Consider the following 12920-nt stretch of genomic DNA (forward strand, 5'->3'; position numbering starts at 1 on the left):
CGGTCTACTTAATCCTTATTGGAGGGTGAAAAACCATAAAACCGGAACAGGATTCCATTACGATTATGGCCTCATTGCAGCGTAAGAACGATCTGATCCCCGGAACGGGTAATTTTGTAGATACCCTCCTGCATGTCAACGCCATAATGCTTTTTCAACAACCGCTTTGCGTCGGAATCCGTCTCCACAACGACCAGATAATCGTAGCCGCTCAGAAGATTGTCCATGTTGTCCTCATAGAACAACACAATCCCGTCCACTTTTGGGGCATACAAAAAATACTTCCCGACGTATTGCATGTAATAGTTCGTGACCTGCTGATCCCTGTCCGAGGCGTAGAAGAGATATCTGTGGTTATCCTCCTGGCCACCTTTGTACCACCGATCACCGGTAACCGCATGAATCTTGTGCGGAAGCGTCGTATCGTAGCTTTTGGCAATGGAGACGATACCATTGTATTCCGATAAAAGGATGGTGGCAGCAATAGCTATACAGGCTATGATTCCTTTTTGATAATGGCCTTTCGTCTCGAAACTCTTAAATGCACGATAATCGGGCACTTCACCGATTTTATAGTGGAATGAACGCTCCAGGTCTATCGCAGCGCACAGCACCAGCCCGCCGGCAAACAGCACCACTATGCTCGATGCATAACGCTCAAAGCCAGCCAGCCTAATCGCCTCATCCAGCGGCATCGAGTAGAGGTACATCGCCAGAATCCCTACATAGTACAGTAACAGTACGATATCCAGAGCAATCAGTGCTTTCCACAAGTTCCACTTCTTCTTCAACACAACTACCGCAAACACAGAAGCTGCGATCGCTACAAGCTGAAAAATAACAATCCCGATCACCGGCCGTGTCGTGAGGTCGGTACTGGATCTTAGAAATAGCGAAATAATCTCACGCATCTGCTCCGGAGTCTTTCCGCTCTGCAGACCGGAGGCAGCAACATCGAACTTGTTATCTACCCCCTGGAACACCGTCGCCATTCGCCAGCTCCAGCCGAAGTAAGGAATTAGTGCGCCGCAAATCGTCCCCACCACAGCGAGCGCAGGTTTCCAACCGGACTTTTGCCCATGAGTTAGCCATGTATACACTAGAAAGATCAGGCCGATGGCCGCAAAAATAATACCGGTGCTTTTAATGACCGTCAGCAACCCGACCAGCGGGAGAACGACAATGCATGCTCGCTTCATATCATTACGATACTGATAGACAACTGCCAAGATCGCTAGTGCATATATCGGGAGCAAGAAGTCCACCAACAGATTGGTGATGCGGATCGTAATATTGAAAAAAGAAAGCGTAGATAAGCCGAGTCCGAGAAAAGCATACAGAAGAAAGCGTTTCTTTTCGGAAACGATGCCGAACATGGCATAAAAACAGGAAAAGATAAGCAGCCCTTGCGCCAATAGCATAACGGATTGGGAATGTCCCGCGAAACGGCAGACATAATAGAGAAAAGACGAGACGCCAAGCGGATAATTTTTAAAATCAATGAGATTGGAGTCTGGCGTCGGAAAGGCGTCCATACTTAACATCTGCTTCAAGACGATAGCCCAGTGGGAAAAATTATCGTAGTGCGTCAATTTGTTCTGGAAAAGCACCAGCAGAAAAATGAAGCTTCCTACGAGAAAACAAAGCTGGGATATGGAAAAGGAAATGCGGAATGAAGCCCCTTGGCGCAGCCAGAGAAACACGATCACAACAAACGCAAGCAGGCCCAGGACCATAACGGCAAGGCTCCCCATAAAGAGCTGCCCTGCCAAACCGCTAAAAAAAACAATGCAGGCAATCGATGAGAACACGAATACAGGGATGAACTCCCATTGTAGTGAAAGTGTCTTCCTAACAATCAGCAAGTAACCAAGAAAGGAGAATACCAATAAGACTCCCATCAAAATTTGAAGCATAATCAGCATCTCTATCTCTCCTAACCCTCTCTAGTGAAACTCTCGGAATGCGGATGGATCAAATCATCCAACAGTTGATCTATAAGGCCGCGCTCCACAATATCGTCGATATTCTCAACCGAGAGAAGCACCTCGTGACCGGCTGTAGTTTTTCCTGTATGCTGCAAAATGACTTCAATATTATTTTTCGTATAAAAAGTAACCAAAGCCCCTGCCGAAATATCGCCTTGGAAGCCAGAGGCGGAAAAGAAACGGTAATTGAAGCTGCGTAGCGTACAGCTAGCACCATTTGTAAAAACGATCGGAAGCTGAAGCCGGATCCGAGGCATTTTTCTCTGATCCGATCTGGGTTGGACAATACGCTTTTTCACATTGCGAAGCATATCGTCATAAGCCGTATCCCAAAGATTCATCTGCTCTGGCAAAGAGTGTTTTCGGTCATAAATGATTTGCATGTATTGGCGTTTATCCCTCTCATTGACCGGCTGAACCTTTGCAGAATAGCGCCAGCCCTCTCCGTCCTTTTTCACATAGACGATGACTGCATCGAGATTCGCCTCATAGCGCTCAGTTTTCACGACCAAAGAGATCTTTGTCTGTTGCGGCAAGTAAATAGGATACGGGACATATAGGGCAATGCCTTGCTCGGATACATCTACGGTCTTGGCCTGATTGTGCAGGTTGCTAGCTTTGTAGTGGATTGTTACATCCTCTTGCGCCCGAATACGCTCTGTCTCACGATAAGCGCGGCGGCCGATCATGAAGAATAGGGCGTAAAATAATGCAATCATATTATAAACCAGCCAAAAAATGATGATACTGCTGTAGAACAGAGCTAAGCCGTACTTGCCATGCACAAACCGGACCACTGCCGCAACCGAAAGAAGAAGAAGGATGATATGCGGAATTGCATACAACAGGGAGGACATCCATTTCCGGCCGGCGGCCTTGTTTTTGTTCGTAACCTTGAATTTTCTTTCATGGATGCCCAAGGTTTCAAGGAAGACAGGCACAATCAGATACGGCATAAATATGGTATCAATGACTTGACTCCAGCGCTGATTTCGAATATTGCTTGACAGATAACGCATCGACATACTGTAGCAAAAATAGGACGGAAGCCAAAATATTAAAATTTCCCAAAAGCTAGTATTTACAATTTGGAAGTCAAATAGCGCAAATAAAATGGGAGCCATAATGAAAATCAACCGATTAAAAAAGGACCACCAGTACATGTAGCTGCTCAAGTAAGTAACTCTCGTCCAGAAGGGAAGCTTCTTGGAAAAGATAGCGCGGGTATTCTGTAAGCTTTGAATAATGCCCCTTGCCCAGCGGGTGCGCTGCTTAATCATGCTCTGGATCGTTGTCGTGGTCAGCCCGGCGGCCTGAACCTCCTGGGTTGCATAAGTAATATAGCCCGCTTGCTGCAAGCGGACGCTCGTCTCGAAATCCTCGGTGATCGTTTTCAGCGGAAAACCATGGATTTCCTCCATAGCTTTCCGGGAAATAACCGTGTTGCTCCCTGTATAAGCCACCGCATTGGAGGCATTGCGCAAAATATTAACCTCTCTTGAGAAGAAATCCTGCTCGTTAGGAATTTCCTGCTCTGCATAAAGGTTAAATTGGAATAAATCCGGATTGTAGAAGCTCTGAGGGGTCTGAACCAGCCCGAGCTTGAATTTTTCATCCAATTCATCCTCTCGGCGAAGCCGCCATTGCCCATTCTCCTCTATAAACTTGGAGAGCAGGAAATACGGAACGGTCTTCATCAGAAAGGTGTGCTGCGGAATCATGTCAGCATCAAAGGTTGCAATGAGCGGGGAGGAGGTTTTGCTCAGTGCATTGTTCAAGTTGCCAGATTTGGCCTCCGTGTTTCCGGGAAAGCCAAGATACCCGACGCCAAACTGTCTAGCAAGCTCCTCAACCTCAGGCCGCGCTCCATCGTCACACAAATAAATATGAACCTTCTGTTTGTCCGGATAATCCATGAACGTACAGGCATTGACGGTTTTATACAACAGATCGACCGGCTCATTGTGCGTGGCAATGAATACATCTACATCTGGATAATGCTCCGGCGGAATGGTTGGGAAGCTAAGCTGTGTACGTTCCTTTTGCATCTTCTGAAAAAACAATTCAAAGGTAGTCAGCACCGTTACCGTTTCAGCCACAATCAGCAGGATACCGAAAACCATGTTCAAGAAACCTTGATCCCATGGCAGCGTAAAAATCATGCGCCATAGCAAATAAATAGACATTAGAATCATCGTGACGACAAACAGAACATTTTGCCGCTTTTTGTTTAGCACTAAAGCCGCTGCCTCCTTGCTGCAAATACCCACCGCCGCTGCATCTGAAAACTGAGCAGGAACAGCAAGGCATCACAGACGATTTTCGCTATTTTCTCACTCATGAAGAAAATCGTATGGATCAAATATACCCCGGTACTGGAAAGCAAGATCACGAACGCACATAGCGTCAAATAGCGCCATAGACTTCCCTGGGTATCTTCTTTGTGGAATACAAAGTGCTTATTCAGCAAATAGTTGACCATAATGGAAATGATTCTTGCAATCACCGTGGCCAATAGAATCCTTACATAGTCATGCTGGCCCAACATCGGCCGCAAAAAGTCGATCAAAAACCATGCGATTCCTATATCAACTGCAGCACTGGCAATCGAAGAGGAAATAAATCGCACGAAATTGGAGAACAGAACACTCATCACCCGGGCGCTGTCCCGGATCGCTTTAAAATGAGTCCCCGCATTTCCATTTTCATAAATGACTTGAATCGGCAGGGTATGAATCGGTATACCGGACTGGATACAGGAGATGAGCATCTGCAGCTCGTATTCAAATCGGGAGCCGTGAACACCTTGCATAAATGCAAGCAGCTGGGGGCCGAAGGCTCGAAGACCTGTCTGGGTATCTGACAGTTTCTTTCCGTACAGCATGGCAAAAATAATAGAGGTAATCCGATTGCCCAGCAAAGACTTGGGCGGTATTCCTCCCTCGCTGAAGTTCCTTACCCCAAGAACCAGCGCGTCAGGATGGCGTTGCGCTTCTTTGGCAAGCCGGTATACATCCTCTGCAGCGTGCTGTCCGTCTGAATCTGCAGTTACAACGGAGGAAACCTCATCAAACTGCTGTTCGATATACTGAAAGCCAGTCTTGAGTGCAGCGCCCTTCCCTTGATTTTCCGTATGCCGCAGCAAGATACAACCGTTCTCACTGAGCTCCCTAAAAATCGACTGGTACTCCTCACCAGAGCCGTCGTCCACAATAACAATATTCATAAGGCCGTATTCTCGCAATTCCTGTACATAGGACAATAGTCTCTCGTCTGGTTCAAGCGATGGAATAAGGATAATAGTTTCGCCCTTTTGTTTCCCCATAATCCTCCTAAAAAGACCTATTTTTACATATTTTCGCAAATTTCTATTGAATACTGTATAGTATAACATCGAAACTTGAATCTATCATGGTAAAAAAGAACTACTGAAATATGGATTAAAACGAAAATATCGGTGATAGGGAGACTTCAATGAAGCCGACCGATGCGTGTTGGCATACATGCAGGAACAAACCTTGCCCGCCGCAAGACCATACAGTTCTCTCACATGGACGATTCTACGAAGAGAAGAAGCGCAAGTACCTCAGGCTGTATGAGATGGACGAGATCGACCGCCAGCTTGTTCGCGGGTCGCCTAAATGACCTGAAGAGGGAGCTCGACACCGAGCCCAGCTGCCGGTCGAAGACCTACAAGCATTTTTTAAGTATAGCCCCTTCCGCTGAACCATTAGCGAAGGGGCTTTTCCTTTGTCCGGAAAAACCCCGAAACTCAATCAGACATTGTTCATCACCTTTCTTGACTCCCTGAATCAGAAGCTTGTATCTCATTTCGTCGTCGTGGCTAAGTTTGTGCATCTCTTCAAAGTAATTCTTGTTCACTTACCAGTTCACTGTCCTTTTCTGATTTTGTTTAAGCGTACCATGTTGTTCTGAACAATTTCTAAATATGACAAACCGAACAAACCATTTTGCAAGGACATGTGACCGACCTTTAGTAAGGGTGTTATATTCACCGCGAAATGGTCATGAGTCAAAACCAAAATGAATGCGGCGAAACAATGAGAGATTTAAGTCACAGTATAGCGGCTTGAGGCGGAGGGAGCAGGCCTGATAGGCTGGATGCCGTATCACTCTAATACACATGCGCGGTGCAAGATTAGAACCTTACACCGCCGTTTCTTCATAACTTCTATTCAATTATACGTCTCAGTCGATCATCTGATCTAAAAGAGCATCCCGGCAATAGCTGCGCTCAATAGATTAGCCAATGTTGCTGCAATGACCGCACGCAAGCCCATCTCAGCGATATCTTGTCTTCTTGAAGGAGCAATCCCGCCCAAACCTCCAATGATCAATGCAATCGCAGCAAGATTGGCAAAACCGCAAAGTGCGAAACTGATGATGACAACGCTTTTTGGAGACAAATTAACAATCTCAGGTGCAAAAGAAGTGTACGCTACAAATTCGTTTAGAACAAACTTTTGACCGATGAAAGAACCGGCTTGTAGGGCTTCATCCCATGGAACACCGATCATAAAGGCAATCGGCGCAAACAGATAGCCTAAAATTTGCTCCAGTGTCAGCGCTTCTAAACCAAATATGCCGCCAAACCAGCCAATTATCGTGTTTACTAAGAAGATAAGCGATATAAACGCCAGCAGCAGTGCACCAACACCGGCAGCCATTTTTAGCCCTTCCGAAGCCCCGCGAGCAGCGGAATCAATGACATTTCTAGACTCCGTATCTTTAATCATTTCAACACGATCAACTCTAATTTGATGCTCGGTTTCAGGAATCATTAATTTAGCCATTAGCAAGCCACCCGGAGCTCCCATGAATGCTGCTGCAAGCAAATATTCAATAGGAACACCAAGCATAGCGTATCCACCTAGAACAGAACCAGAGACGCACGCCAGTCCGCCTACCATAACAGCAAACAGCTCTGACTTGGTCATATTCTCAATGTAAGGCTTGATGACCAGTGGTGCTTCTGTCGGACCTAAGAAAATATTCGCAGACGCTGACATGGATTCCGTTTCGCTCGTTTTGAGCATCTTGGCCAAAAATCCACCAATAATTTTCGTAGCCCACTGCATAATTCCAAGGTAATAAAGAACCGATATTAAGGAAGAGAAAAAGATAATAATCGGTAAGACTTGCAAAGCGAACGTGAAGCCTACGTTATCCGCACCGAGGATCCCGCCGAACAAGAACTGGATTCCCGCATTCGTAGAATCGATGATGCTTTGAACGACCTTTGCCAAGTATTCGAGAATTTTTTTACCAAAATCCCATTTTAATACGATCAATGCAAAAATGAACTGAATCGCAAACGCGCCAATGACTGTTCTCAGATTGATCGCCTTACGATTTTTCGAAAACGCAACTGCTATTAAAAAAATGCCTAAGATGCCTAGAACTCCCCAAATGAATTGCATATACATATCCTTTCTTCTGTGCATTGACCTGGAATGTAAAAGTGAAAGGGCTGGAAATAGCCGCTCTCCATTTTAGAAAATGACTATTCGTTAGTTGATGGATTTTAATACTTCAAATAGCATCTCTTTAAAAGCATCTCGATCAATCGCTTCACACACGCGAACATTGCGAGTGCGTTCCAAACGATTGTTAATATCTACAAGGCTGTAGCCTCTTGTCAGCTCGCCAACCGTCTCAATATCAACGTGATATAGATTAGACTTGGTCATAATCTTCTCATCCGCTGCTACTGCTGCGAGCAACGTATCCGGATGGGTTGTACCGTTTAGTCTATGTACCGTTTTGTTAAATCTCATAACAACTTTGTTGACATCTTTGAAGAACTTCGCTCCTTTTGTCCCTAGAGCTTCGATCTCTTCATGATCGTTATCGTCCATGATGGAATACTCTGTACACATTTCCCAACCAACCATGGTGATTGGAATGCCCGAATGAAGGACGATTTTGGCCGCTTCAGGATCAACGTAGAAATTGTACTCCGCACTCGGCGTAATATTTCCTAGCGCATTGTTCGTGCCGCCCATAATATAAAGATGCGGGATTAGAGGTACAATGGTAGGGTCCTTCTTGATCGCCATTGCAATATTCGTTAACGGCGCAATCGCGATAAGATGGATCTCTCCAGGATTGTTGTGAACGGTATCGATAAGAAAATCGACGGCATGTCCTTTTTCAGGAGACTGAATCGCTTTTTCAAAAAACGAATCCCCCATACCATCCTTACCATGCACATCCTCAACCGTCCGATGCTCTTTTTGACCGAGACCCATCATTGGGCGCTCATGCCCTTTGTAGACAGGAACTTGTCCACTTTTCCCTGCGACTTGAACGGTGTAGAGTGCATTTTCAACCTGTTGATCGAACTGGACATTGCCGCCTGTCATCATAATGCCTTCTACTTGGAAATAATGAAGTGCTGTTAAAATGGCAATCGTATCATCGCCTGCTGTGTCGGTATCAATAATAACTCGCTTTTTCTCTGACATTAGGAAACCCTCTCTGTTGCTTTTTTCGCCAATTCTGTCATGTAATCAAAGAATGCATCCCGATCCACGTCATAAACGACATTTACCGGACGTCCATCAGCCGTTTCAACGGTTCGGCCTTGACTTGCACCTTCAGTAATCACAATGCTATTAACCGTCTGCACCTTCACCAGATCGCTTTTACCAACAAAAGCTGTCGTCAATACATCCCACAGATAGTATGTCGAGTTCGTCGAGAAGTGAACAAGCGGCGGCACCATCGCGTAGCATTGGCCAAGGAAATCAACACCGATATGCTTGCGTTCTGCAGCCCAGCGCTCACGAACATCTAGTGTAAGTGGTACTTGATTGGTGCTTTCTAGTGCTACTAAATCAATCTCAATCCCGCTCTCCCATACACGAGCAGCTGCTTCAGGGTCCCAGAATACATTCCACTCGGCTGTTCCATCATGCTCAGGCTCATGCACATTTCCTTCTTCACGGAATGTCCCCCCCATCCACACAAGGCGTTCTACTTTTTCTTCGATCGTAGGATCGATATCTAATGCACGAGCAAGGTCAGTAAGCGGACCTGTAAACAGCAAGGTCGTCTTTCCTTCCGTTGCACGCAGCGTTTCTATAATATGAAGATGTGCCGGCTTGTCCGCTACCGGAGTGATGACTTTACCAGATTCATTGAGAAGCGGTAGTGCGTCAACATAGAACGCATGCATACGCCAGTCCTTAGGAAAAGGATTCTTCCCACGGGAATTGGACTCTGCTACATTCAAACCGCCGTTACCGAAACGATCAATGATTTTACGGCTTGCAAACATAGCTGGTTCTAAGTAACAATCCGCTGGAATGACCGAAACCCCCGTCAACTCAACATTGTCCATTTGCAGTAGCAAAAATAACGAAATTAAATCATCAACGCCGCCATCATGGTTAAAGTAAATATTTTTCTTCATCTTAGCTCCATTCCTATACATCAACACTTCATTTGTAGTAAGTGTAATTTCTGTATCAATGTATAAAGTGTTATAAAACCGAACAAATAAATAACATGAATATGTTATTGTTCGTGTTCTAATAAGTATAATATCAAAATTTCAATAAAAAATAAACAATCATTGATATAAATATTAAAATTGAGGTTATGAAGTGGGGTAATCGATCGATTGTGTCATCCCCCCTCCTACTATTTGTAGTGGTATTATGTAGGGGAAAAGGTAGCGACGAAGAAAATAGGGGAAAGAGGGTTTGAACAAACTTTATGCCGATTATTTGTCTTGAGGGAGCGAGTGCTGTTGGGAAAACAACCACATCAAAAACACTTTGCTCTACTTGTTTTCCTTCAAAGACCAATTGTTGTTCCATGAATTAGATCCTCCTAATGAAAAAAATAGATAAAAAAGGAAGCAGTCCTCCAGCCACATCAGTGGTGAAGCGGTGCTTCCGCTTATTGATGGCAGTTCCTTTAAGAAAATGCCACTCTATTCGGTTGATTTGCTTAATTACAAGTTTATAATACATCAAAAAAATCTCTGCATTCAAGATTGTATCACCTTTTACACCGAGCCGCAGTGCGGGGATATAAGCTGTGAAATTCTTCTTTTTTAAGAGAAATTTGTAACTAATAAACAGCTATTGGCCCATAAGGACCATCGATAATTTCTATTTTCGTTTCAAAAATATCCGTCAAAATTTTTGAGTCCATAACTTCTTCTACTGTTCCAAAAGCGGCAATTTGTCCATCTTTCATAGCACAAATTCTATCAGAATATTTGGCTGCAAAATTTATATCATGCATAACAGTCAGAATTGTTCTTCCAAATTCATTAGCAGCATGCCTCAAATGCTCCATCATTTGAACAGAACGAGCTACATCGAGATTGTTCAGAGGCTCGTCCAAGAGTACATATTCAGTCTCTTGGCATAGAACCATTGCTACATATGCCCTTTGTCTTTGACCACCAGAAAGCTCATCTAAATATCTATTCTCTAAATCAGTTAAGTCTAAAAAATCGATATATTTAGAAATAACAACCTCATCCTCTTTAGTTAATCTTCCCTTTGAATAAGGAAAGCGCCCAAATCCAACTAGTTGTCTAATAGTAAGCCTAGTTACAAAATGATTTTCTTGTCGCAATATAGTCAAAACTTTTGCTAAGTCTTTTGATTTGGATTCAGAAACATCCATATTTGCCACTTGAATTTGACCTTCCTCCATATCCAAAAGTCTTCCAATCATCAAAAGTGTCGTAGACTTTCCAGCACCATTTGGTCCAATTAAAGAAGTAAGACCAGCTTTTGGTATTTCAATATTCAAAGGTCCTATTTTTACCTCATCCGTATAGAGCTTTTTAACATTATCAATTTTTATCATAAAGCCCTCTTCCTTAAAATCACAATTAAAAATAGTATTCCACCAAATAATTCAATAATAACTGAAACTACACCTTGAGCATGGAATACATGATACATCAAAAAGTATGCACTCGTTATTATCAAAAATCCTATAGCAAGAGCCATTGGAAAAATATATCTATGATCATAAGTTGACGCCGCCTGATAGCTCAAAGTTGCTACTAAAAATCCATAGAAAGTAAGTGGTCCAATCAAAGCTGTTGAAATTGACATCAAAATAGCCACTAATATAAGCGTATAAATTACACTAAATTGATATTTAACTCCAAAGGAAGTAGAAACATCCTTTCCTAGTGACAATATATTTAGATTCTTAGAATGAGCAAGAAGTAATAATGCTACAATTATTACCATAGGAATTACAATAGGAAAATATGCAGAATCTGCATTATTAACAGAACCAAACAATCTCGCCTGTAAAATATCAAATTCAGAAGGCGCAAGTAGTCTTCTCATGAAAGTTGACACAGAATTTAGCCCAGTGCCAATAATAATTCCAACCAAAAGCATAAGTTGTAAATTCCCGTATTTACCGGAAAGTAACCATCCATAAAGTATCAAACTCATCAAGACCATAACAACAACTTGAAATAAAAAAGATCCAATTCCACTAAAATTGATCAATGCACTAGCACCAAAGAAAAATATGGTACTCGTATGAATTGTTGAGTAAAGTGATTCGAAACCTAAAAGCGAAGGAGTTATAATCCTATTACTCGTAATCGATTGGAAAGCAACAGTGGACAAGCTCTGACAAACTGCAGCAATAATCATTGCAACAAGAGCTACTATCCTTCTCTTCACAACTGGGATAAAAGAAGGTGAATCTACTGGAACTGGATTGTTATAAACTAAAAGTCCATATGAAGCAAGGATACCCAAAGTAATCAATGCTATCAGCAAAATCCAATAATGTCTTTCTTCCTTCTTAGAACGAAAAGCCCTAGCTGATCTATTTTCATTATGAAGGCTAGAATCGATTTCCACATTTTCTTTATTTCTATATTGCAATGTGTTCATCGTTGCCTCCTTGGTTTTCTTTGTCTCAATAAAATAGTAATAAACACGATTGAACCCCCTGTTCCAAGTATTAAAGAAACAGGTACTTCAAAAGGCATTATAATAGTTCGAGAAATGATATCACAGGCAGTTATAGTCCCCATTCCTATCACACATACCCAAGGTAAATTACTCCTAAGATCATCGCCTCTAAACATTGAAACAATGTTTGGGACAATTAAACCCAAGAAAGGTAAGTTTCCAATAACAGCTGCAACAATTCCAACTGCAACAGAAATAAGGGCAGTCCCCAAAAGAACAATCCTATTGTAATTAACTCCAAGGCTTGTTGCGACATCTTCTCCTAGTCCAGCTAAAGTCAATCTATTAGCATAAAGAAAAATAAGCAAAGTAATGATAACAATTAGCCATAAATATTCATATCTTCCCACCTGAACGGGCGCAAAAGAACCTACAAACCAACTTTCAATACTTTGCGTCATTTGAAAAAGGAGTCCCATAAAAGTGGACACTGCAGAAATAACTGCTCCAAGCATCAATCCAATAATCGGAACAATTAAAGACGAACGAAGTTTAACTCTTCGTAAAAATAAAAAGAAAATCATAGTTCCTATAAAAGAAAAAATGATTGCACCAGTCATTCTTAGAACTAAAGTTGGGGCAGGAAATAATAAATAAACAAGAAGCAGTCCTAAACCCGACCATTCAATAGTCCCTGTTGTAGTAGGTTCAACAAAACGATTCTGTGTAATAAGTTGCATTACGAGTCCTGCCATTGCCATTGCAGCTCCAGTAAGCATTAATGCAGCTGTTCTTGGAACACGAGTTATGAAAAACATCTCCATTCCATCCTCTTGTCCACGTATATCATAAACTCCAGTAAACAGTGATATAATGCCTAAAATAATAACAACTATAACCGCGAATATAAAAGGTTTTGTCCATATTTTATTGTAATTATAAAACTGGGGTTGAGAAAAACTCTCAACCCTAGAAGTTATATTTTTTGGCACCG

10 protein-coding genes are annotated in these 12920 nt (G+C 42.7%); all 10 read right to left on the reverse strand.

Annotation, left to right across the window (positions count from 1 at the left end; translation table 11 throughout):
• Positions 1–71: 71 nt before the first annotated feature.
• The 10 genes from AC2TF5_RS23170 to AC2TF5_RS23215 all read right to left on the reverse strand — a co-directional run bounded on the left by AC2TF5_RS23170 (position 72) and on the right by AC2TF5_RS23215 (position 12918).
• Positions 72–1925 (reverse strand): hypothetical protein, encoded by a 1854-nt coding sequence (locus AC2TF5_RS23170; RefSeq protein WP_491299472.1) that lies wholly within the window; start codon positions 1923–1925, stop codon positions 72–74.
• An 11-nt stretch (positions 1926–1936) separates the two neighbouring features.
• On the reverse strand, positions 1937–4225 hold the full coding sequence (locus AC2TF5_RS23175) for a glycosyltransferase family 2 protein (RefSeq protein ID WP_491299473.1): 2289 nt from the start codon (positions 4223–4225) through the stop codon (positions 1937–1939).
• Positions 4225–5313, reverse strand: coding sequence for a glycosyltransferase (locus tag AC2TF5_RS23180; RefSeq protein ID WP_491299474.1), 1089 nt, complete (start codon positions 5311–5313; stop codon positions 4225–4227). Before AC2TF5_RS23180 ends, AC2TF5_RS23175 begins: the two co-directional genes overlap by 1 nt.
• A gap of 901 nt (positions 5314–6214) precedes the next feature.
• On the reverse strand, positions 6215–7429 hold the full coding sequence (locus tag AC2TF5_RS23185; protein WP_491299475.1) for a NupC/NupG family nucleoside CNT transporter: 1215 nt from the start codon (positions 7427–7429) through the stop codon (positions 6215–6217).
• Positions 7430–7519: 90 nt separating this feature from the next.
• The gene (locus tag AC2TF5_RS23190) at positions 7520–8476 is read right to left on the reverse strand and encodes a nucleoside hydrolase (RefSeq protein ID WP_491299476.1); all 957 of its coding nucleotides are present in this window, start codon (positions 8474–8476) and stop codon (positions 7520–7522) included.
• Positions 8476–9426, reverse strand: coding sequence for a nucleoside hydrolase (locus tag AC2TF5_RS23195; RefSeq protein WP_491299477.1), 951 nt, complete (start codon positions 9424–9426; stop codon positions 8476–8478). Before AC2TF5_RS23195 ends, AC2TF5_RS23190 begins: the two co-directional genes overlap by 1 nt.
• Before the next feature lie 133 nt (positions 9427–9559).
• Entirely contained in the window at positions 9560–9835 is a 276-nt protein-coding gene (locus AC2TF5_RS23200; RefSeq protein WP_491299478.1) for a hypothetical protein, read from the reverse strand.
• Between the two features lie 256 nt (positions 9836–10091).
• Complete coding sequence (locus AC2TF5_RS23205) at positions 10092–10844, reverse strand: iron ABC transporter ATP-binding protein (RefSeq protein WP_491299479.1); 753 nt, start codon at positions 10842–10844, stop codon at positions 10092–10094.
• Positions 10841–11905: an iron chelate uptake ABC transporter family permease subunit gene (locus tag AC2TF5_RS23210; protein ID WP_491299480.1), complete on the reverse strand. Its 1065-nt coding sequence runs from the start codon at positions 11903–11905 to the stop codon at positions 10841–10843. The genes AC2TF5_RS23205 and AC2TF5_RS23210 overlap by 4 nt, the downstream gene beginning before the upstream one ends.
• Positions 11902–12918: an ABC transporter permease gene (locus AC2TF5_RS23215; RefSeq protein WP_491299481.1), complete on the reverse strand. Its 1017-nt coding sequence runs from the start codon at positions 12916–12918 to the stop codon at positions 11902–11904. Before AC2TF5_RS23215 ends, AC2TF5_RS23210 begins: the two co-directional genes overlap by 4 nt.
• Between the last annotated feature and the right edge of the window lie 2 nt (positions 12919–12920).

The organism is Paenibacillus sp. JNUCC 34 (genome assembly GCF_058269055.1).

Coding starts and splice junctions, on each gene's coding strand:
- AC2TF5_RS23210 (WP_491299480.1), bottom strand. CDS start 11,905: ATGAACACATTGCAATATAGAAATAAAGAAAATGTGGAAATCGATTCT.
- AC2TF5_RS23190 (WP_491299476.1), bottom strand. CDS start 8,476: ATGTCAGAGAAAAAGCGAGTTATTATTGATACCGACACAGCAGGCGAT.
- AC2TF5_RS23205 (WP_491299479.1), bottom strand. CDS start 10,844: ATGATAAAAATTGATAATGTTAAAAAGCTCTATACGGATGAGGTAAAA.
- AC2TF5_RS23185 (WP_491299475.1), bottom strand. CDS start 7,429: ATGCAATTCATTTGGGGAGTTCTAGGCATCTTAGGCATTTTTTTAATA.
- AC2TF5_RS23195 (WP_491299477.1), bottom strand. CDS start 9,426: ATGAAGAAAAATATTTACTTTAACCATGATGGCGGCGTTGATGATTTA.
- AC2TF5_RS23200 (WP_491299478.1), bottom strand. CDS start 9,835: ATGGAACAACAATTGGTCTTTGAAGGAAAACAAGTAGAGCAAAGTGTT.
- AC2TF5_RS23170 (WP_491299472.1), bottom strand. CDS start 1,925: ATGCTGATTATGCTTCAAATTTTGATGGGAGTCTTATTGGTATTCTCC.
- AC2TF5_RS23180 (WP_491299474.1), bottom strand. CDS start 5,313: ATGGGGAAACAAAAGGGCGAAACTATTATCCTTATTCCATCGCTTGAA.